This is a genomic window from Granulicella paludicola, assembly GCF_025685545.1.
Classification (GTDB): Bacteria; Acidobacteriota; Terriglobia; order Terriglobales; family Acidobacteriaceae; genus Granulicella; species Granulicella paludicola.
On record NZ_JAGSYC010000026.1, the window covers coordinates 340,441 to 359,559 of the forward strand.

The 19,119-nt window shown below is 60.4% G+C and carries 16 protein-coding genes; 7 read left to right on the forward strand and 9 right to left on the reverse strand.

Annotated features, from left to right (window positions below; genetic code table 11):
* Positions 1-55: 55 nt before the first annotated feature.
* Genes OHL14_RS17015 through OHL14_RS17025 form a run of 3 tightly spaced genes read right to left on the reverse strand, consistent with a single transcriptional unit; the run spans position 56 to position 3,490 of the window.
* Positions 56-1,825, reverse strand: a complete 1,770-nt coding sequence (locus OHL14_RS17015; RefSeq protein WP_263380574.1) for a DUF885 domain-containing protein — start codon at positions 1,823-1,825, stop codon at positions 56-58.
* Between the two features lie 41 nt (positions 1,826-1,866).
* Positions 1,867-2,247 (reverse strand): energy transducer TonB, encoded by a 381-nt coding sequence (locus OHL14_RS17020; RefSeq protein ID WP_263380575.1) that lies wholly within the window; start codon positions 2,245-2,247, stop codon positions 1,867-1,869.
* Positions 2,248-2,266: 19 nt separating this feature from the next.
* Positions 2,267-3,490: a glycosyltransferase family 87 protein gene (locus tag OHL14_RS17025; RefSeq protein ID WP_263380576.1), complete on the reverse strand. Its 1,224-nt coding sequence runs from the start codon at positions 3,488-3,490 to the stop codon at positions 2,267-2,269.
* A gap of 127 nt (positions 3,491-3,617) precedes the next feature.
* On the opposite strand from OHL14_RS17025, the gene OHL14_RS17030 reads away from it, so the two are divergent.
* Positions 3,618-4,736, forward strand: coding sequence for an acyltransferase family protein (locus tag OHL14_RS17030; RefSeq protein ID WP_263380577.1), 1,119 nt, complete (start codon positions 3,618-3,620; stop codon positions 4,734-4,736).
* Between the two features lie 23 nt (positions 4,737-4,759).
* Here OHL14_RS17030 and mfd read toward each other — a convergent pair whose 3' ends face one another.
* Positions 4,760-8,617: a transcription-repair coupling factor gene (mfd, locus tag OHL14_RS17035; protein WP_263380578.1), complete on the reverse strand. Its 3,858-nt coding sequence runs from the start codon at positions 8,615-8,617 to the stop codon at positions 4,760-4,762.
* 62 nt (positions 8,618-8,679) lie between these two features.
* Positions 8,680-9,606, reverse strand: a complete 927-nt coding sequence (locus OHL14_RS17040) for a formate/nitrite transporter family protein (protein ID WP_263380579.1) — start codon at positions 9,604-9,606, stop codon at positions 8,680-8,682.
* Between the two features lie 85 nt (positions 9,607-9,691).
* Between OHL14_RS17040 and gatB the strand changes: the two genes are divergently transcribed.
* Entirely contained in the window at positions 9,692-11,200 is a 1,509-nt protein-coding gene (gene gatB, locus OHL14_RS17045) for an Asp-tRNA(Asn)/Glu-tRNA(Gln) amidotransferase subunit GatB (protein WP_263380580.1), read from the forward strand.
* A gap of 57 nt (positions 11,201-11,257) precedes the next feature.
* Here the strand turns inward: gatB and OHL14_RS17050 are convergent, their stop codons facing one another.
* Positions 11,258-11,977 (reverse strand): hypothetical protein, encoded by a 720-nt coding sequence (locus OHL14_RS17050; RefSeq protein ID WP_263380581.1) that lies wholly within the window; start codon positions 11,975-11,977, stop codon positions 11,258-11,260.
* A 159-nt stretch (positions 11,978-12,136) separates the two neighbouring features.
* On the opposite strand from OHL14_RS17050, the gene OHL14_RS17055 reads away from it, so the two are divergent.
* Together OHL14_RS17055 and OHL14_RS17060 are read left to right on the forward strand one after the other, a co-directional pair.
* Complete coding sequence (locus OHL14_RS17055; protein WP_263380582.1) at positions 12,137-13,564, forward strand: MFS transporter; 1,428 nt, start codon at positions 12,137-12,139, stop codon at positions 13,562-13,564.
* A 45-nt stretch (positions 13,565-13,609) separates the two neighbouring features.
* Positions 13,610-14,080, forward strand: coding sequence for a DUF1648 domain-containing protein (locus tag OHL14_RS17060; protein ID WP_263380583.1), 471 nt, complete (start codon positions 13,610-13,612; stop codon positions 14,078-14,080).
* A gap of 3 nt (positions 14,081-14,083) precedes the next feature.
* Here the strand turns inward: OHL14_RS17060 and OHL14_RS17065 are convergent, their stop codons facing one another.
* Complete coding sequence (locus OHL14_RS17065) at positions 14,084-15,073, reverse strand: VTT domain-containing protein (RefSeq protein WP_263380584.1); 990 nt, start codon at positions 15,071-15,073, stop codon at positions 14,084-14,086.
* A 37-nt stretch (positions 15,074-15,110) separates the two neighbouring features.
* A complete protein-coding gene (locus tag OHL14_RS17070; protein ID WP_263380585.1) occupies positions 15,111-15,767 on the reverse strand; it encodes a hypothetical protein in 657 nt (218 codons plus the stop codon).
* Between the two features lie 200 nt (positions 15,768-15,967).
* On the opposite strand from OHL14_RS17070, the gene OHL14_RS17075 reads away from it, so the two are divergent.
* Positions 15,968-17,566, forward strand: a complete 1,599-nt coding sequence (locus tag OHL14_RS17075; protein WP_263380586.1) for a hypothetical protein — start codon at positions 15,968-15,970, stop codon at positions 17,564-17,566.
* 63 nt (positions 17,567-17,629) lie between these two features.
* Positions 17,630-17,908 carry a DUF6496 domain-containing protein gene (locus OHL14_RS17080; RefSeq protein WP_263380587.1) on the forward strand — a complete coding sequence of 93 codons (279 nt, stop codon included), beginning with the start codon at positions 17,630-17,632 and terminating at the stop codon, positions 17,906-17,908.
* Positions 17,909-17,952: 44 nt separating this feature from the next.
* Here OHL14_RS17080 and OHL14_RS17085 read toward each other — a convergent pair whose 3' ends face one another.
* Positions 17,953-18,687 (reverse strand): DUF5715 family protein, encoded by a 735-nt coding sequence (locus OHL14_RS17085; protein ID WP_263380588.1) that lies wholly within the window; start codon positions 18,685-18,687, stop codon positions 17,953-17,955.
* Between OHL14_RS17085 and OHL14_RS17090 the strand changes: the two genes are divergently transcribed.
* Positions 18,686-19,057: a hypothetical protein gene (locus OHL14_RS17090; RefSeq protein WP_263380589.1), complete on the forward strand. Its 372-nt coding sequence runs from the start codon at positions 18,686-18,688 to the stop codon at positions 19,055-19,057. The genes OHL14_RS17085 and OHL14_RS17090 overlap by 2 nt on opposite strands.
* Positions 19,058-19,119: the final 62 nt, after the last annotated feature.

A 19,119-nucleotide genomic window follows, 5' to 3' on the forward strand; every position in this document is an offset into this window, starting at 1 on the left:
ACGCTGATTGGAACGCATTCTGTGCCTGGGAGTCAATCGTTCAGTCCAGCTCAGTTCAGAGAACAGGGCTATCGTCGTGAAGCATCGCCTTCCGAATCACCTTCATCGGCGCGGGTCCCTGCCGCATGTAGTCGTCATGAAAGCTCTGCAGGTTGAACGCCGCACCTTGCTTCTTCCTTACGTCCGCGCGCAGCTTCAATATCTCCAGCTTGCCAAGCGTGTAGTAAAGATAGAGCGCATCGCTGGTGCCACGCTTGGTCTCCATCTCGCCTATCGACCTCGACTGATAGCCTTCTCTTATAAAGAAGTTTACCGCCTCCTCCTGGCTCATGGCGCCGCCAACGCCCGTATGTAGGCGGATGCCGACGATAAAACGAGCATCGCGCAACAGAGCGTCCTGCAACTGGCCCAGATGGATCAGTTTGCTTTCATGTGCGTCCTTCGCGCCTTCGCCGGGCTGGCCGTAGCCTTCATCCAGCATCATCTGCTCACAGTAGTGCGCCCACCCTTCGATCGACGAGTTTGCGCCGAGTAGCTGCCGTATCTTCGAGGGAAACTGGTCCTGCCAGAGGAATTGCACATAGTGTCCCGGGTAGGCCTCATGCACGCTGGTCGAAACTACTGTGCCGACGTTGAAGGCGGCCATGTGTTCTGCCACGCGCTCGGCCGACCAGCCCTTTTCGGGCAATGTCACGTTGAAATAAGCCTTCGTGGAGTGCGTCTCGAACGGTCCCGAGGGGTCCATCGAAGCCTGCGTGGTCGCGCGCATAAATGGCGGTGTCTCTTCGAGCACCGGCGGCACATCGCTCGGAATTGTGATGATGTGCTTCGCTCGGATAAACGCCTTCAGCGAATCGAAGGTGTTCTGGAAGGTCGCCAGCAGCTGGTCTGGCGCGACATGGATCGTTGCCAGTTCAGCTAACTCTTGCTGCGGCGTCTTGTTCGGATCAATCTCCCTGGCCACCCGCGCAAACTCCGCCTGATTCTTATGCAGATCATTTAGGCCGATTTGCAACAACTTATCCAGAGGGATATCCACCATCTCGTTGTAGAGCAACGCCTTCTGGAAGGTGTCCTGCCCGAAGCGGAAATCGCCGTTTGATCGGGCCAGCAGATCGGACTTCATCCACACCCCGTAGCTCTTCAACGCTTCGACAACCGCCGCATTGGTCGTCGCAAACTCCGCCTTAGCCTTCGGATCATCGGCGCCAGTGAACGCGCTCGGCACGTCGTTCTGAAAGAAGCTCACCAAACCGTCGATCTGTTCGAGCGCGATCTCGGTGTAGATCTTCGGAGGATTTTTTAGGTTTTTGCGCGCCTCCAGCAATACCTGCGGGATATGCCGTTCGCGCTCAACCGCCGCACGCAGCCTTGTATTTACGGGAGCATACGGCCGCTCCATCAAGACAAAAATCGAGTTCGTTACACCACTCGAGTAGGAATCCGGGTTCTTCTCCCAGTTACGAATCGTCTCCAGCTGCAACAGGTCGGCATGGACGCGCCCGGTCAGGATCGCGTAGTCCCCGGCTGGCTCGGCATCGAGCGCCGACGGGTCGATCTGCGCCAGCTTCTTCTCTATCTCATGCAGCGCCGCTACTTCGCTCGCTATATTTGCGGACGAATAGTCCTCCAGCTGCGTGTCGTACTGATGCAGACCCGCCGCTGTGCCGCTCGTCGGAGAGTACTTGAAGTAAATCTGGTCGAAGTACTGTTCGCTCAAAAAGCGAAATGTCTGTGCCGCGCCATCGGCGGACAGACGTTGAGCCGACAGACCTTCCGGCAGTAAAAGGGCCCCCGCAAGGGTGGCGAAGAGCAAGATGCGCATAGCCAGAGTCTATCGAAACGACGCCTGCACACCAACCGCGATTAGTTATCGTTCCACTTGCTCTCTTTATCGTAGGCAAGCTGGACCGTGAGCGGAGTCTTGACGGGTTTTCCGTCGCGCGTACCGGGCTTGAAACGCCACTGCAGGGCGGCGACCATGGCGCTGAAGTCGAAGTACTCGTTATCAGACTTCACGACCTGGGGGTGTCTCGGGATGCCGCGCTCGTCCACGACAAAAGCAACGGAGACAACGTAGCGGCCCAGCGGAGCGCCCTTCGGATACTTTACGGGCGGGGCCTTAATGGCAACGGGAAGGGTAACCGAGGAGACCGTCGCGGCCTGGCTCTGGGTGGCTGGCTCCTGTGCGAACGAGGTCTGGGCGAATGCAACCAGCAGAAAAGAAGACGCCAACAGTGTTCTCATACGCCAAAGTATAGGACCATTACTTTAGTTTTCCCAAGCCATATCTTTCGTACTTCCTCAAAAAAATCAAAATGATTCCCATACCCGCGTAAAGCCCATAACTGAACACCCAATTGACCGAAGGAATCCAATAGAAACGGCCCAGCAGATGGAAGAGGTTGGCGAGTACGACAAAGCAGACCCCCAAGGCGACGGGGATAGTTTGCTCGTCCCGGAGAAAGACTGCCAGCAGATAGATAGTGCCTATATAGAAGACACCATAGTGATGGGTCCATACGATGGGCGAGGCGATCGTGGAGAGCAGGCCGAAGAAAAGGAAGTCGCCGACCGGGTCACGCCACCGTCGCCACACCGGCACCACCAAGCCGACTGCCACCAGAAGGAGGGAGGACAGCACGGTGCCAAGGTAGACGATGCGGTTGTAAGGCGCGAACATCGACGTGCTGCCCTCTCCATTGCGCAACAACCGTTGCAGCCACCCGTTGACCGACTGGTTTTCTCCGATGCATTCGCCGTGATGTCCCATGTAACTGAGCGGTCCGAGATAGGCGATGTTGTTGCTCCATCCGAAGAGGCCCACCGAGAGTCCCTGCACGACAACCAGCGTGGCCAGGAACGCGCTGACAAAGCGCCATTCCCTGCGCAGCAGACCCCACAGCAGGAACAACCCCAGAGGCGGCTTGACGGCGCAGGCCAGAGCAAGGCAGATGCCAGCCGTGACCTTCCGCTCCGTGAGCCACAACCAAACAGCCAGCGTAAACAGGAAGGTAAGCACAGTTTGAATCTGGGTGATCTGCAGGCCGTTTGCGAGGGGATAGAAAAATAAGCCGAGGCTCATCACGAGCAGGCGCGCCAGCAATCGCTCGGCAGGCTCCATGGGCAATACCCGAACAAAGAGGTCGCCTGCCAGCCACAACGTGAGAAGCGCACTCGGAATCGTCAGCCAGATTAATAGCGTCTGAAACGAGACCCCGAACGCGAGCGTGACGTAGCCCAAAAGCAGCGACGACATGGGATATTGAAACTTCAGGTGCTCCTGAAAGAACACCGTCTGGTACACCGGCTGTCCCAGCCGCTCAACCCGCCAGGCCTCCTGCATAAACGGTGCGGAGTCGGCCCACATCTCTCCATGAAGCACCTTGCTTAGCTCCTGAATCGTGCCGCTCGGCTTCAGTATCCAAAGCCCGGTCATCACTGCAATATTCAATAAACTGAGCAGCAGAAGCTTTTTCGTCACCTTCATATCAATGTCATTTCTGCACGCTCGCCCGCGTACCTGCATACGTTAGCCGAATGGCCGCAGCCACGCTCTATAGTGATACACACAGCCGCATCCATCCGAGATCAGTATTGCAAAGTCAAGCAGAAGCATGAACCAGGAAACACTTGTCGATCTCCGCAAGCCACCTCTGCATGGCTACCTGCCCACCCTTGACGGCTGGCGTGCTATTGCGATCCTCCTGGTCCTGCTGACACACGACCGAGTCCATCGCCTCGGGCCATTGTCCACTGCATGGCTCCATACAGGAGCGGGACTGGGCGGGGTCGAACTTTTCTTCGCCATCAGCGGCCTGCTGATCTGTTCGCGCTTGCTTGCAGAACAGCATCGTACCGGCACACTCCATCTGCGTACGTTTTACCTCAAACGATGCTTCCGGATATGGCCCGCGGCCTGGTTCTATCTCTTGATACTGGCGTTATTGATGAGAGCAGGTGTATTGCAGCCGGCGCAGTCGGGCATCGTCTATTCGCTACTGACCATCCGCAATTATCTGCCACTTCAACTGCAGCCGCAGGACTGGTACACCCTTCACTTCTGGTCGCTTTCGGTAGAGGAGCACTTCTACCTCTTCCTGCCAGCATTTCTTCTGCTGGTGCGTCGGCATCGTCTGCGCGTGGCAATCCTTTTGAGCCTTGTTCTTCTGCTGAGCGTTTGGCAGCGCTTCGCCGGGGTGCATCCGGCGTTAACCTTCGGCTGGTGGCCGGCCTTCCATACCGATATTGCGGTCCGCGGCATCCTGATCGCTGCCGCCGCTGCGGTGCTGGTGGAGCGGCAAGCGGCGCGGGCGTGGTGTGAACGCTGGCTCAACCCCTACCTTGTTCTTTTGGCGGCAGCTGTACTTTCGATCGTTTGCTACGATCACACCACCTACGTGACCAGCGACGCTATGTTGTTGATTTACACGCCGCTGGTGCTCAGCACGCTGGCACGCCCGCACTCGTTGCCCGGCCGCTTGCTGGAGTGGTCTCCGCTACGTTTCATCGGCCGCATGTCATACAGCCTCTATCTCTGGCAGATGCTGCTGCTACCGTTCAATATGCCCCTCGCCAATCCCCATGCGCACTGGCTGCTCGCACTGACGAACTCAGTGTGGCGCTATCCGACAGTCTTTGCAATCGCCTCAGCGAGTTATTTCGGCCTTGAGAAGCCGCTGATTCGTGTTGGCCACCGCATCACGCATACACGCCTGCAGCGTCGTGAGCCTTAATCAAGCGCGCAGCTACTCTGAGCTTACGAACTCGCCAGCAGCTCCAGCAGCTCGCGCGTCTCGGTCAACACCACGTCCGCCTGCGCTCCGCTTAGCGGCCACTTCAGCACACCCTGCGGCGTGAACTGCGCGCCATTCTTCGCGTTCTTTGCAACGAGCTTCATCAGCATGCCTGCGTTGATGCCTTTGCCGTCAGCTGCCGGCGCAGCATGCAGCTTTTCGCTGAAGGTGACGTACAGCATCTCGCGCATAGGCTTCATCTGCCCGGCCTTCACCGCCGGCGCTCCAGCCGGTCGCACCGCTGCTGTCTCTCTCAGCGCTCGCGTTGCATTCGACTCCGGTCGGTTCAGCGCAGCGCGGCTTGAAAACTGCAAGTTTGCCGTCTGCGGGGCCTGCCCATGCCTGCCCCACAGCGGAGTCGCCGGTCGCCCATACGAAGGTACCGTCTTCACCGGCGCCTTTGCCGGAGCAGCAACCTTCTTCGGTTCCTCTATCGCCGTGCGCTTGCGTTCCAACTGAGCAATTCCCAGTTGCTCGCACGTGAGGCGAATCTCCGCCGCGGCGAGCAGATGCAGCACCGTCTCCGGTGGCTTACCGTAGCGGTCTTCCAACTCCGCGCGCACCTCCGTCAGAGTCGCCGCCGTCTCTGCGCCTGCGATCGCCTTATACATGCGCAGCCGCTGTCCCTCCTCAGGGATATACGCCTCGTCGATGCGCAGACTTATCCCCAAATTCACTGTCACCTGCGGCCGCTCCTCGCGGCCCTCGCCCTTCAGGCGGCTGACGGCTTCTTCGAGCATCGTCGTGTACATCTCGAAGCCAATCGCTTCGATGTGTCCCGACTGCTCGCCACCGAGCATATTGCCCGCTCCGCGCAGCTCGAGATCGAGCGCAGCGATCTTGAAGCCGGCGCCAAGATCTGAAAACTCCTTCAACGCCGCGAGTCGACGCCGAGCAATCTCCGTCAATTGCTGCTCCGGCGGAATCAGCAGGTAGGCGTACGCTCTACGATTCGAGCGTCCCACGCGGCCACGTAGCTGATATAACTCGCTCAACCCATGACGATCTGCGCGGTTGATGATGATCGTGTTCGCGCGTGGAATATCCAGGCCGTTCTCGATGATGCTTGTCGCGCAGAGCACGTCGTACTCGCCATCCATGAACGCGAGCATCGTGCGTTCAAGCTCGGCCTCTGGCAGTTGACCATGCCCGACGACGACACGCGCCTGCGGCACCAGCTCACGAATCTTCGCAGCGAGTTCGTAGATCGTCTCGACGCGGTTGTGCACGAAGTACACCTGTCCGCCGCGTTCCAGCTCCACCTCGACCGCAGTGCGGATCAGCTTTTCATCGAACTTCGCCACAATCGTCTGAATCGCCATACGGTCCTTGGGCGGCGTCTCGATGACGGACATATCGCGCAGCCCCACGAGCGACATATGCAGTGTGCGCGGGATGGGCGTGGCCGACATAGACAAGACATCAATCGACGCCCGCATCTGCTTCAGCCGCTCCTTGTGCTTCACGCCGAAGCGCTGCTCCTCATCCACCACCAGAAGGCCGAGGTCTTGAAACTTCAGCCCCTGCCCCAGCAGCGCGTGCGTGCCCACAAGGATGTCCACCTTGCCCTGCTCGCACAGCTCCATCACATCCTTCTTTTCCTTCGCCGTGCGGAAGCGCGACAGCATCTCCACCACAATGGGGAACTTCGACATCCGACGCTTGAAACTTTCAAAGTGCTGGAAGCACAGCACGGTCGTCGGCGTAAGAATGGCGACCTGCTTGCCGTCCTGCACGGCCTTGAACGCCGCGCGCATCGCAACTTCAGTCTTGCCGTAGCCGACATCGCCACATAGCAGCCGGTCCATCGGCTGCGTGGTCTCCATATCATTCTTGATGTCCTTGATCGCGTTCAGCTGGTCTTCGGTCTCGTTGTAGTCGAACGCGTCTTCGAACTCGTGCATCATGTTGTTGTCGGGCGAGAAGGCATAGCCTTCAGCAGCCTTGCGCTGTGCGTAAAGCTTCAACAACTCTTCAGCCATGTCCTGCATGGCCTTCTTCACACGAGCCTTCGTTTTCGCCCACGCTGGATTCCCCAGCCGGTTGAGTTGCGGTGCAGGTCCTGTATCGGTTGACCGATACTTCTGGATCAGATCCAGCCGCGTCAGCGGAACATAGAGCTTCGCCTCTTCCGCGAAGGTGAGGATCATCAGCTCGAGGTTCGAGCCATCGCCCTGCTCGAGATTCCGCAAACCGTCGTAGCGCGCGATGCCGTGCTCCACATGAACGACAAAATCGCCGACGGCGAGATCGCGGAAGTCCGAAACAAATGCCGCAGTCTTCGACTTCTTGCGAGCGGGTCGCGCATTCACGTCGGCATCGTCGTTCAGGTCATTCGCGCCAACGACGATCACCTGCTGCGCCGATTTGCGTTCGAGGTCCATCACCTGCACGCCGTTGCTGATCGCAGCGCGCACGATCACCGGCGTGCGCAGGTCACCCGCCAGGTAACTCGACTCCGAGTACACCGACGCCGACTGACCCTGTTCGACCCGCGAGCCGATGCGATACGCGACGCCATACTCCTGCATCAGCCCAGCGAGTCGCTCTACCTCGCCCTGATTTGGAGCAGCAATCAGCACTCGCGCCTCGCTCTCCATCCAAAGCTTCAGCTGGTCGATCATTGCGGGGATCGAGCCGTGAAAGCGCATCGTCGGCCGTGTTGCGAACTCGATTTCACTACCGTCACTGCGGTCGCCTTCAAGCACATCGACAGCGCCTAGCTGATCGAGATCGCAGCCGCTATAGCCGCGCACCTGGTCCTCCAGCTCCCACGGCGAAAGGTACAGATCCCCCGGCCCTACCAGCGAGCCGATGCCCGCGCGCTCATGTCGCTGCTCCACCTTGTTCCACCAGCGCTCGCCCTGATTCGCCACCATCGCAGGCTCTTCCACAAACACTCTCGCCTGCTTGCCCATCAGCTCCAGCAGGCTCGACTTCGCCCCTGCCACCGCCGCATAAAACTCCCAACCAGGAAAGATTGTGGCTCCGCTCTCCGTGGTGCTCGGCTGTCCATCCGCAAGCTCGACGCTCTGCGTTCCTTTCTTCGTCAAACGCGCGTTGATCTTGCCCAGCAGCTCATTCGTCGCCGGTGTCTCCGTCAGCGGCAGCAGAAGAACCTCATCTACATGGCCGGTACCCATAGCCGAGCGTTGCGTTTCTGGATCGAACCTGCGGATCGACTCAATCTCATCGCCAAAGAAGTCGATGCGCACCGGCCGCTCCATCTCCGGCCCATACACATCGAGAATGCCACCGCGGATCGTCACCTGCCCTGGCATCTCCACCACGTCCACGCGTGTGTAGCCCACCTGGATCAAATGCTCCACCAGCATGTCCGGCATATGTTCTTCGCCCACGGCCAGCCGCAGCGCCAGGGCCGCGTAATACTCGCGACCGAACAGCCGCATGCACGCAGCTTCCATCGGAGCGATCACCACCTTCGCCGTACCGCTGGCCAGCTTCCACAATGCAGCCGCTCGCTGCTCCTGGATCTCTCCATGCGGCGACAGATTCTCAAACGGAAGCACATCATGCGCTGGCAGTCTTAGCACTTCATCCGGCTTCAGCGCACCCGTCAGCTCACACGCCGCGAGCACTGCCGTATGCAGCGCCTCTGCCGCCTTGTTATCAGCGACCAACACCAGCGCAGGAGCCTGCGCGGCCTTTACGAAGTACGGAAGATACAGCCCACGCGCCGTAGCCGTGAGTCCAGACACACGTCTCCGACCCGTGCCGCCCGCCAGGTGGCGACGCACACGCTCAAAGGCTGCGGAGGACTCCAGGTCCGCCATCAATTCGCGGACGAAAGGAAGAATCATACCTCTACGATTCTATCCGGTAGGTGGCTTCACTCGTCCTATTCGGTGATAAGTCGCGATGGCTACAGCTCACGAATCTCGCCATCTGCCTCCGTCTCCACATTCTCGCTTAGGATCGCCTGCCCATACTCCAGCAGCGTCACCATGAACACACCACCGCAGATATTGCCCGCCACCGCTGGCCCGAGCCACTGCGGATAGGCCGACCAAGGCAGTTGATGCGTGAGCACCGCAATCAGGATTTCGCCACTCGTTGCAATGCAGTGGGCAAAGTTCCCCAGACCCACCACAAACGTCAGCGCCCAGATGATCATCACCGAGCCGGTGATCGAATGCGACCCCGACACCAGCCACGCAGCCGTCGCGATAATCCATCCACCGACCACGCCGCTCCAGAAGATCGTGCTCACAGGCTCGTGGACAGCCGCCAGTCCCAGCCCCGCCATCGCCTGCACCACATCAGCGGGAATGGCATGTGTCAGCGCAGCCAGGCTCGCAAACGCAAGCGCTCCCACGATATTCGACGGCAGCACCGTGGCCCACAGCCTCAGCGTGTTCCATATCTGCCGTGGCTCCGTCAGCACCAGTGCCACTGGGTACAGCGTGTTCTCCGTAAACAGCTGGCTCCGCCCCAGAATCACCACGATAAAGCCCAGCGGATAGAACATCCGCGAGATCATAAACGCACCGCCCGCCGTCCCGAGGTGAGCGATTGCCACGCCTACGCCCAGGGCTGACAGTCCCATAAAGATGCCGCCCGTCACACCCGAGATCGCCAGCGACACCGTCGTCCGCTTCAACTCTTCGCGGGCGTTCTTCGCCACCTGCTGGTAGATCTCCGTGGCGCTCGGTCGGGAGAGGTTCTTCTGGTGCGAGGCCGAACCGTCCGCTTCGCCACCCTCTGCCGGCGCGGATGTCGCCTCTTCCGGTGTAGCCCAGCCGCTCTCTACTTTTTCTTCCTGGTTGGGGCTTTCGTTCTCGTTCGACACAGTCGTACCTCGCCTAATCTGACAGTTCCCTCTTCAGATGCACTCACGCCCTCGAAATCCGCCTCAGGTTGGTAAAATCGAAGCAATGTCAGCAGCGCTCGCACTCTCGCCCGAAGTCCTCGCCAAATATCAGCCCGTCATCGGGCTTGAAGTCCACGTCCAGCTGCTGACCAAGACCAAGGCCTTCTGCGGCTGCAAGAACGAATACGGCGGCGAGCCCAACACCCACGTCTGCCCCGTCTGCCTCGGCCTGCCCGGCGCTCTGCCTGTACTCAACAAGCAGGCCGTGGAGTACGCCGTTCTCGCAGCCAAGGCCATCGGCTGCGAGATTCGCGAGACCAGTATCTTCTCGCGTAAGAACTACTTCTATCCCGACTCCCCCAAGGGCTACCAGATTTCCCAGTTCGACAAGCCCATCGCCGAGAACGGCGAGCTGATCGTTCCCGGCTTCGACGCCGCTGGCAACGCGATCTCCAAGCGCATCGGCATCACGCGCCTGCACATGGAAGAAGACGCCGGCAAGAGCCTCCACGACGGCTTTGCCGACTCCGCTTCACGCACCTACATCGACCTTAACCGCTGCGGCACTCCCCTCGTTGAGATCGTCTCCGAGCCGGATCTCCGCACCGCCGACGAGGTGTTCGAATACCTCACCAAGCTCAAGGAAATCCTGCTTTACACCGGCGTATCCGACTGCAACATGGAGGAAGGTTCGCTCCGCTGCGATGCCAACGTCTCCGTGATGCTGAAGTCCGACTGGGAGGCGCGCGGTACGGCCGCCTATGGCACCAAGGCCGAGGTCAAGAACGTCAACAGCTTCCGCTACATCCGCGCTGCGGTCGAATACGAGATCGAGCGCCAGATCGGCGTCATCGAAGACGGTGGTCGCGTCGTGCAGGAGTCCCGCCTCTGGAACAACGCCGAAGGCCGCACCTACTCCATGCGCTCCAAGGAGCAGGCCCACGACTATCGCTACTTCCCCGAGCCCGACCTGCCTGCACTCGTCGTCGGTGCCGAGTGGCAGAAAAACATCCTCAGCGCCATGCCCGAGCTTCCCGAAGCCCGCCGCGCGCGTCTCGCCTCCGAGTACGGTCTCTCCACGCAGGACGCGGCCACACTCACCACCGACCGCGAACTCGGCGACTTCTTCCAGCAGGCAGCTGCGCTCGCGAAGAGTCCCAAACGCGTCGCCGCCATCCTGCTCTCCGAGATCACCATGCGCCTCCGCGGCGGCGAACTTGTACTGGGCCAATCCCCGGTGTCCCTCAACGGCCTGGTCCTCGCAGCCGACCTCGCCGAAGCGGGCGAGATCAGCTCCAAGCAGCTCAAGCAGCTGCTCGATAGCTGCTTCACCGAGAGCAAGGACTTCGCCTTCATCTACGACCGCGACAAGCCCCAGCAGATCTCGGACACCTCCGCCATCGAAGCCATGATCGACGAGGTCATCGCCGCGAACCCCGCGCAGGTCGCACAGTTCAAGGGCGGCAAACGCACCGTCAGCGCTTTCTTTGTCGGGCAGGTGATGAAGCTGAGCAAGGGGCAGGCAAATCCCGCCCTGCTCAACGAGCTGGTCGTCAAGAAGCTCGACGCGTAGCTCTCTCTGAAGGTAGGTAAACTATCGGCGCATCCCAGGCGGGTGCGCCGATTCTTTTCATGGATGATGCTGTGCCCATACCGTAAGCCGTTTTCCCCACGCGGAGTGATCCGCCACGCTCATTACCGGATTGGCTCCGATAAAGATCAGCCCGCCAACCACCGTCACCAGCAGCGGACGCCTCCACGTAAACAGATCGAAAACAAACAATAACCCGATGATGCCCAGGCAGACCACGGGAACAAGAAAAAAGTGATGCTGCACCAACGGAATGCGCGACAGCGCCGGAGGCAGCAGCATCACGTTCGCGATCAGGAGCAGCCGCTTATGCACCTTGCGGTGGTTGCGCTTCCAGATCGCCACAGCGACGAACGCACCGAAGATCAGGATGCCGATCACGTTGTCGATCAGAAACGACTCCGGCGTGAAGAACGCCGGTAGCTGCGCTCCTCGGCGCAGCGTACCAAAAGGTGCCAGCACACCGAGCACCACCATCAGCCCAGCAACCACCGCCCCAAACACACCGAGCTTGCGATGAAGCCGAACGTTCCCCGCCGAGATCAGACTCGACTGCACAGCGAAGAGAATAATCCACGTTGAAAACACGGCACCATGCAGATGCACCAGCAGGCTCGGCAGATGAGCGAAGACTGCACCTCTGAGAAAGTAGCTGGGCGCGAACCCGACCACCACGGTCAGCAGCATAAAAAACGAGAGGGTCGTGAAGAAAACATCGTCAGCACGCTTCACTGCAGGACGCGCAATCAGGGTGGCCATAAGGGGATCTCACTGAGCCGATTTTTCAGACGGAAACTGGATTCGATTTTAGGGGCATCTCCTCTTTTTCGCAGCAAATCGCGCGTCTTTCTCGCCAATTTATGCGTAGAGACAACATCAAGCGCATCCTGTCGCCCCGCGAACGAATCCAATCTGCAGATGCCTGAGAACCCCAAGAAACCGACCCACCCCAACGTCATACTTTCTATCTGCTGCATGAGCCTGCTGCTCATTGCGATGGACGTCACGATCGTCAACGTCGCTCTACCCTCCATCGAGCACGAACTACACGCCTCTGTCGCTCAGCTTCAGTGGATCATCGACGCCTACACGCTCGTGCTTGCGAGCCTGCTGATGCTCTCCGGCTCCATGTCCGATCGCTTCGGTCGACGCCGCATCTTCCAGATCGGCCTTGCCATGTTTTCGCTAGGCTCGCTGCTCTGCTCCATCGCGCCTAACATCCACACGCTGATTCTCTTCCGCGGCCTGCAAGGCATCGGCGCGTCCATGCTGAACCCCGTTGCGCTCTCCATCATTGCCAACGCCTTTACCGTGCCGAAGGAACGCGCCCGCGCTGTCGGCATCTGGGGAGCCGTTGCCGGCGCCTCACTCGCGCTCGGCCCGCTCATCGGCGGCGCGCTCGTGCAGACCGTCGGCTGGCGAGCCATCTTCTGGATCAACCTGCCCATCTCCATCGCGGCCATCGTTCTCACCGCACTCTTCGTGCCGGAGTCGAAAGCTCCCCGCGCCCGTCGCCCCGACCCGCTCGGCCAGCTCTTCATCTTCGGCTTCCTCTGCTGTCTTACCTACGCCGTCATCGATAGTCCCATCGCCGGCTGGCGCGCACCGCACATCCTCGCAATGCTCGGCTCTGCCCTCGTGCTCTTCCTACTCTTCCTTCTGCACGAGCACCGCCGCCAGCTGTCACAGACCGACCCGCTCGTCGACCTGCGCTTCTTCCGCAGCGTTCCCTTCTCGACAGCATCGGTGCTCGGCATCAGCGCCTTCGGCTGCTTCGCTGGCTTCCTCTTCCTCAACACGCTTTACCTGCAGCAGGTCCGCCATCTCGCAGCCTTCACGACCGGGCTCTGCACACTGCCACTCGCTGTCACGATGATGATCTGCTCTCCGCTTTCCGGTCGTCTCGTTGGTAGCCGCGGTCCACGCCCGTCGCTGTTGCTGGCGGGCTTTGGCTTCACGGCGAGCACGCTGATCCTCACGAATCTCTCCACCACCACGCCGCTCTTCATCGTGCTCAGCGCCTACGTACTCTTCGGTATCGGACTGGGTATGGTGAACCCCGCCATTTCTAACAGTGCCGTCGAAGGCATGCCGCTCTCGCAGGCAGGCGTCGCCGCAGCCATCGCCTCCACCAGCCGACAGGTCGGTGCTGCCCTCGGTGTTGCGATCGCAGGCACCGTCGTCAGCCTCAGTCACGCGCACCACACCGACCTCGCGCTCGCCACGCACCCCATCTGGTGGCTCATGGTCGCGGCAGGTTTGCTCGTCTTTGCTTGCGGCATCGTCTCGAATACCGCTTGGGCCAAGGCCAGCGCGCAGAAGGTCGCGTTCCTCTTCCAAGCCTAGTACTGCATCCTGCTTGCTACATGGTGATGCAGTATTCTCATCCTCATGAAGCCTCTGCGCGAAGCCATCACTCTGCTTGGCCTTGTACTGCCTGCGATCTACCTCGCGATCACGTATTCGTCGCTGCCTTCGCTAATTCCGAGTCACTTCTCACTCAGCGGCCAGCCCGACCGCTTCGCCGCTCGAGGAGTTCTCTGGTTCATCCTCGGCATCTCCGCCGTTCTTTACCTGCTGCTCACGGTCGTCGGGCAATTCCCCCGCCTCTTCAATCTGCCTGGGCCGCGCAATGGCTCCAGCCGCGCTCGCGCGGAAGCCCTCGGGAAAGAACTCGTCGCCTGGCTGCGCCTGGAGATCGTTCTTACCTTCGCCTGGCTCGTCTGGTCCATTCTCTCCATTGCGCACCACCGCACGCATGATCTCAGCACAGGCTTTACGTTGGTAGCGTTCCTCGTCATTACGGCGACGACACTTTATTACCTCTTCCGCATGAAACAGGCCGCAGAGACGAAGCCGTAGCCGCTACCGCGCGTCTTCCGATCGCACAATACCCAACCGTTCGGCAAACTGTTCCGGCGTGTTCAACTCGATACTTACCGGCCGCCCCTCCTGCACCCACGCCTGCAGTCCACCCTCCAGAACCCAGACATCCGCAAAGCCCATCTTCCCCAGCGACTCCGCCACCCGCGCACTGGCAAATTCGTTCTTCGTCGAGCAGTACAGCACCACGTCTACACCCTCTGGCACAATCAGCTTCGGCTGCAGCCGCAGACGCGCCGGGTCCACTCGCAGTGCCCCTGGTATGCCCGCGGTCACCCGCTCGTCCGCCTCATAGTTCAGTAGGTCTATCACCGCGACCCTGTCGTTCTCGTTCAGCTTCGCCTGCAGCAGCGCCGGGCTGATGCGCCGCAACCGCAAGTGACGAATCATCCGCACCATCCTCATCGCGCGCCATAGCACATAGCCGAGCAGAGGGCCGCCGACCAGAACTATAAGCAACAGTCCAAAGCGCTGAAGGCCATGCATGACGACGTCCATCTGGTTCGCAAAGATGTATCCGATCACCACATAGGTCGCCGTCCAGATCGCCGAGCCTGCGGCGTCGTACAGCACGAAGCCCCGCACCGTTGCTCCCTCCGCTCCTGCCAGCGGAGGCGAGATTCCATCCAACCCCGGCACAAACTTCGCCACCAGCAGCAGCCGCAAGCCCCAGCGATCGAACGTTCCTTTTGCCTTCTCGCGGCTACGCCGAGGATCGGGCGTAAAGCTGCACACCAGCCGAATGACGCCGCTGCCCCAGCGACGTCCCAGCCAGAACCAGAACCCGTCCGCCGCCAGGCATCCCACAATGCCCGACAGGAGCACCAGCCACAATCGCAGATTTCCATCTCCCTGCGCCGCCAGCGCTCCCGCCGTCATTAACAGCAGTAACGACGGCACCGGCAGGCAGAACTGCTGTGCGAACACAGCCATGGCAATTCCGGGATAAGTCAGCTGTGCTGGTGTTGCCATAGAAAAATCGGGGCCCTACTTGTATGAGACTCGACGATTACCCTTCCGGTTCATCTTTATGTCTTCTCTCCAAAACAAACTCTCTGAAGAGATGGACTCCCACTCGCGTCGCGAAGACGACGCGGGCGCTCACCACGCCGCTCAACGGTCCCTGGCTGCTTCCCGGGTACCATGCCTGATGAACGATGATCGGCCCTGAAAAGTCTGCGACCGTCGGCGTGAGCGAAAACACCCTATGTCCATCGCTCTCATGACGGGCGGTGATCTCCGCCAGCAGCGCGTTTTCTACCTTGTGCTTTACGGAGCAACCGTGGCAGGGGATGTAGCGCAGGTCTTCATGGAACAGCTCTTCCATCCCGTAGCGCACCGAGCCGTTGATCGAGGTCACAGCGAAGGACGAGCCGAACCTCTGCCCGAAGCCCGGAAGATCCTGTCCCCAGCCTGAGGGCTTGTCACGCGCCTGACTGTAGCTTGCCCGTATGGTGGTCGACAACGCCCCCCACAGCCCATAGGTGTCCCTTAGGTAGTCATGCCGGAGTTCTTTCTGCGTAGGTGGTACGTACGGCCTGTGGTTGACCATCGCGATTTGATCAGGGGGTGATTTCTCTCGCGTACGAAGCTCTTGAGGCTTTGGTGCCTCGGGCAGAGCGGCTGTCTGTCCGCGTAACGCCGGTGCGATGGCTAATGCGCTCAAGGAGCAAACCAGCAGCCCCAGGAAAAGGCCGCGACCTCGATCCGACATAGTTCACCTCTTCGGCGTCTTCGCCTGTTTCGGGCTTGGAGAGAAAACATGAAAGTTTGAAAATCACAGAGTGCCCTGACAATACCACCCGGCAGGCATTGTGTGCGTCATCGAGCTGTTCACGATGTCGAAAACTCGCGTCTAATCTCTCTATGCGCCTACCCCGCACGCTCGCGCTCCTCGCTACCCTGCTCACTCTCGGCTGCCGCAAACCCCCGTACACGCCGCCCGAGACGCCTATGCCGCCCAACACTACCCTGCTTTCGCAGATGATGCGGCAGCTCTCCTCACAGCCCGGCTTCACGGACGCTCTCATCCATCAGCTCGATAGCGGTGGCAAAAAAGGTCCAGCCCTCCTCACCCCCAAACTCCTCACCGAGCTCCGCAACCGCATCCTCGGCAAGGACTGGTCTGGCCTCGATCGCTTCCCCGGCTGGACCATGCGCGAGATCAATCCGACCGTCCGCGTCGTTGGCCACTTTGCAGGCAAGGATCAGAAGCTCGAAGCCGCCTCTGCCGTCCATCCCGGCACCCCCATCTCGGCAGCGCAGGCGCAGACTGCCGCCCAGTATCTCGACCTCGGCCCTTACTCTCTCGATAAGGCCGAAACCGTTGCGCTCGACACCCCCAGCACGCTGCCACCCTTCACCACCGACGGCATCGTTACGAAAATTGGCAACGACATCATCCGCGGAGACGGCCCCAACGCTCTCGCTCCGGAGCACGCCGATTCGCAGCGCCTCGCCGACATCCTCAACCGGCTCGCAGCCAATCAGCTTCAGGGCGCGCAAACCTTTGCCGTCAGCGTCGCCCATGTACCCCCAGCCGCAACGCCGGCATCGAAAGCCGATCGCGCCGTGTTCCATGAGCTCTTTCCCGACTCGAAGTCGCTCTCGGCTTCCACGCCCGACCAGCTCATCACGCTGCTGCAGCAGACCGGCCACACCGTCACCGTCAACGACGCCCGCTACTTCGCCAACTTCGCGCACCTGCACTATAAGGGCGACGACGTCATGGCACCCTTCTGGATCAACACAGGCCTCAAGGTGCCGGATAGCCACGGTCGTCCCCTCCTCGTCCCTGTCTCGCACGCTGAACTCGAATGGCACATCCATGGCCCCCATCTCAATGCCGACATCAGCTACTACTTCGGCATCGACGGCAAATCCGAATGGCGCACCATGGACACGCTCGATCAGGCCTGGGTGCTCAAGCGCGACGCCCACGCCTACACCGGCAAGCAGGCCGTCGAAGCCACGCGTCTCGCCTCGCTGCTCACGATCGCTTACATGCACCTGCACCAGAAACATCCGGCGCTGCCCTTCGGCGGCTACTATGCTCTCGGCGTCTGCCAGGACGGCGTCTCCGCCATCGAGCACGCGCTCACCGGCACCACCACGCTCTATCCCAATACCGCGGACGAGAGCTTTTTCACCGACTCCCGAGACGCGGAGATCAACTCCCTCTTCCGCATCATTCCCAAAGACCGCGACGGCCATGCACCCGGCCCCGAGCGCATCTTCGGTTCTCTTCCGGTCCCTGCCGCAAAAGGAGCGGAGCCTTTCGCTGCCATCACCATCCCTGGCCTTTCTGCTGACCTGAATGCCACCTACACCGCATGGCAGCAAGGAAAGCTCGAAGGCCAGCACGACTGGCGCGTCTATATCTTTTGGGCCGTCGCCATCGTGCTTGCCATGCTCGCGGCAGTGGTCTCCTCCGTCAGCAAGCGCGACCGGCTAAACCGTAACTAGCAAAGTGCAGTGCAATACAACGCTGCTGCATCGATCATGCTCCTACCACCGGGAGGCAACACCATGGCAACTAAGAAGGTAGCGAAGAAAAGCGTCAAGACGGCCACCGCAAAGAAGGCAACTAAGAAACCAGCCAAAAAGTCTCCGGCCAAAAAGACCGCCCGCAAATACGGTCCCTCCGTAAGCAAGCAGGTCGAAACCGAAATGCGCGAGATGCACGAAGGCAAGCTCAAGAGCGGGGGCAGCGGTAAGAAGGTCACCAACCCGAAGCAGGCCATCGCCATTGCCTTGTCCGAGGCCCGCAAGAAGGGCGCCAAGGTTCCGCCCAATCCCAATAAATAAGAGGAGCCCTTAGGCTCCTCTCATCTCTTACTCGTGACTCGAAACTACGGCTGCGTCTGCTCCGGTGTTTCCACAGTCGGCACAGGGAACTGCGCCAGGTCCTGCTTCATCACAGGTCCTTCCGACGGCAGATACGTGCGATACACGCTGATGTGGAAGCACGCCTGCCGAAACTCTTCCTCCACATCGATCTCCCCCGCCTGCATGATCGCCTGCAGCCGGTCGCGCATCCACGCCAGCTGCGCACGGGTCATGCCCCGCTTGCCGATGTCGATGGCCTGACCCGTCAGATGCGGCGAAGCGGCCTCACCTTCAATTCCTGCAGCGTTCCCGTTCACATGCGTCAACCGGCGCTGATAATTCACCGACCGCGCCGCCGAGGTCACCATCAGCGGCTCGCCAAACTTCTCGTAAAACTCCTGCCCCAGGTCCTGCGCAAACGTCACTGTCCACGGCCGCGCCACGCGCCGGTTCTCCGGTAGCTCCGGATTCACACGTAGGCTCCTGCTCTGCGTAAAGTCCACCAGCTGCCCACTCCCTCGCATGCGGTCCAGATCTTCATCATCCTGGATGCGCGTCAAACCTTCACCCATCGCCATGATGTTCTGGTGAACCAGCACCTCGTGCGTGCCTCTCAATGGAGACGCCGAAGCAGCCGCCTCAAACGCTGCTCCCCGAATCGCCGTCCGCCGGATCAGCGCCAGTCGCTCCCGCGTCGTCAACAACCGCGTCCGACCGTGGCGACCCACGCGCACGCGATACATCGTCGGCATATCCATGGGAGGATCGTCTACGACCCGCGCCCGTCGCCGCGACTTCGCGCCCGGCTTCAGCGGAGCAGAGCTTCTGGCCCTTGATTCAGACTGTCTGGACTCCGATTGCCGCCCTTGCGTCGACTTCGCGCCCGCACGCTTGCCCGCCTGCCTCTTCGACTCGGACTTGGACTTCCTGCTCGAATGCGAGGTCTCCACCGGCACCGCAGAGTTCCTACGCACGCGGGCACTTCGCGTCTTTGTGGGCGGAGCCGCCGAAGCAGGCGTAGTCCACGCGCAGCTCAACAGCAGCGCCGTCAAACCGACGACGGCAGTGCAAGCCTTCAGCTTAAAGATGGAACGGAAGCGCGGGATAAGGACCCCTGGCAGCGGCTGATTCATATCTAGTTGTAAAGGCGGCCGCGAAGCCCCCAGAGCCCTTTCAGGATATCGCGGCAC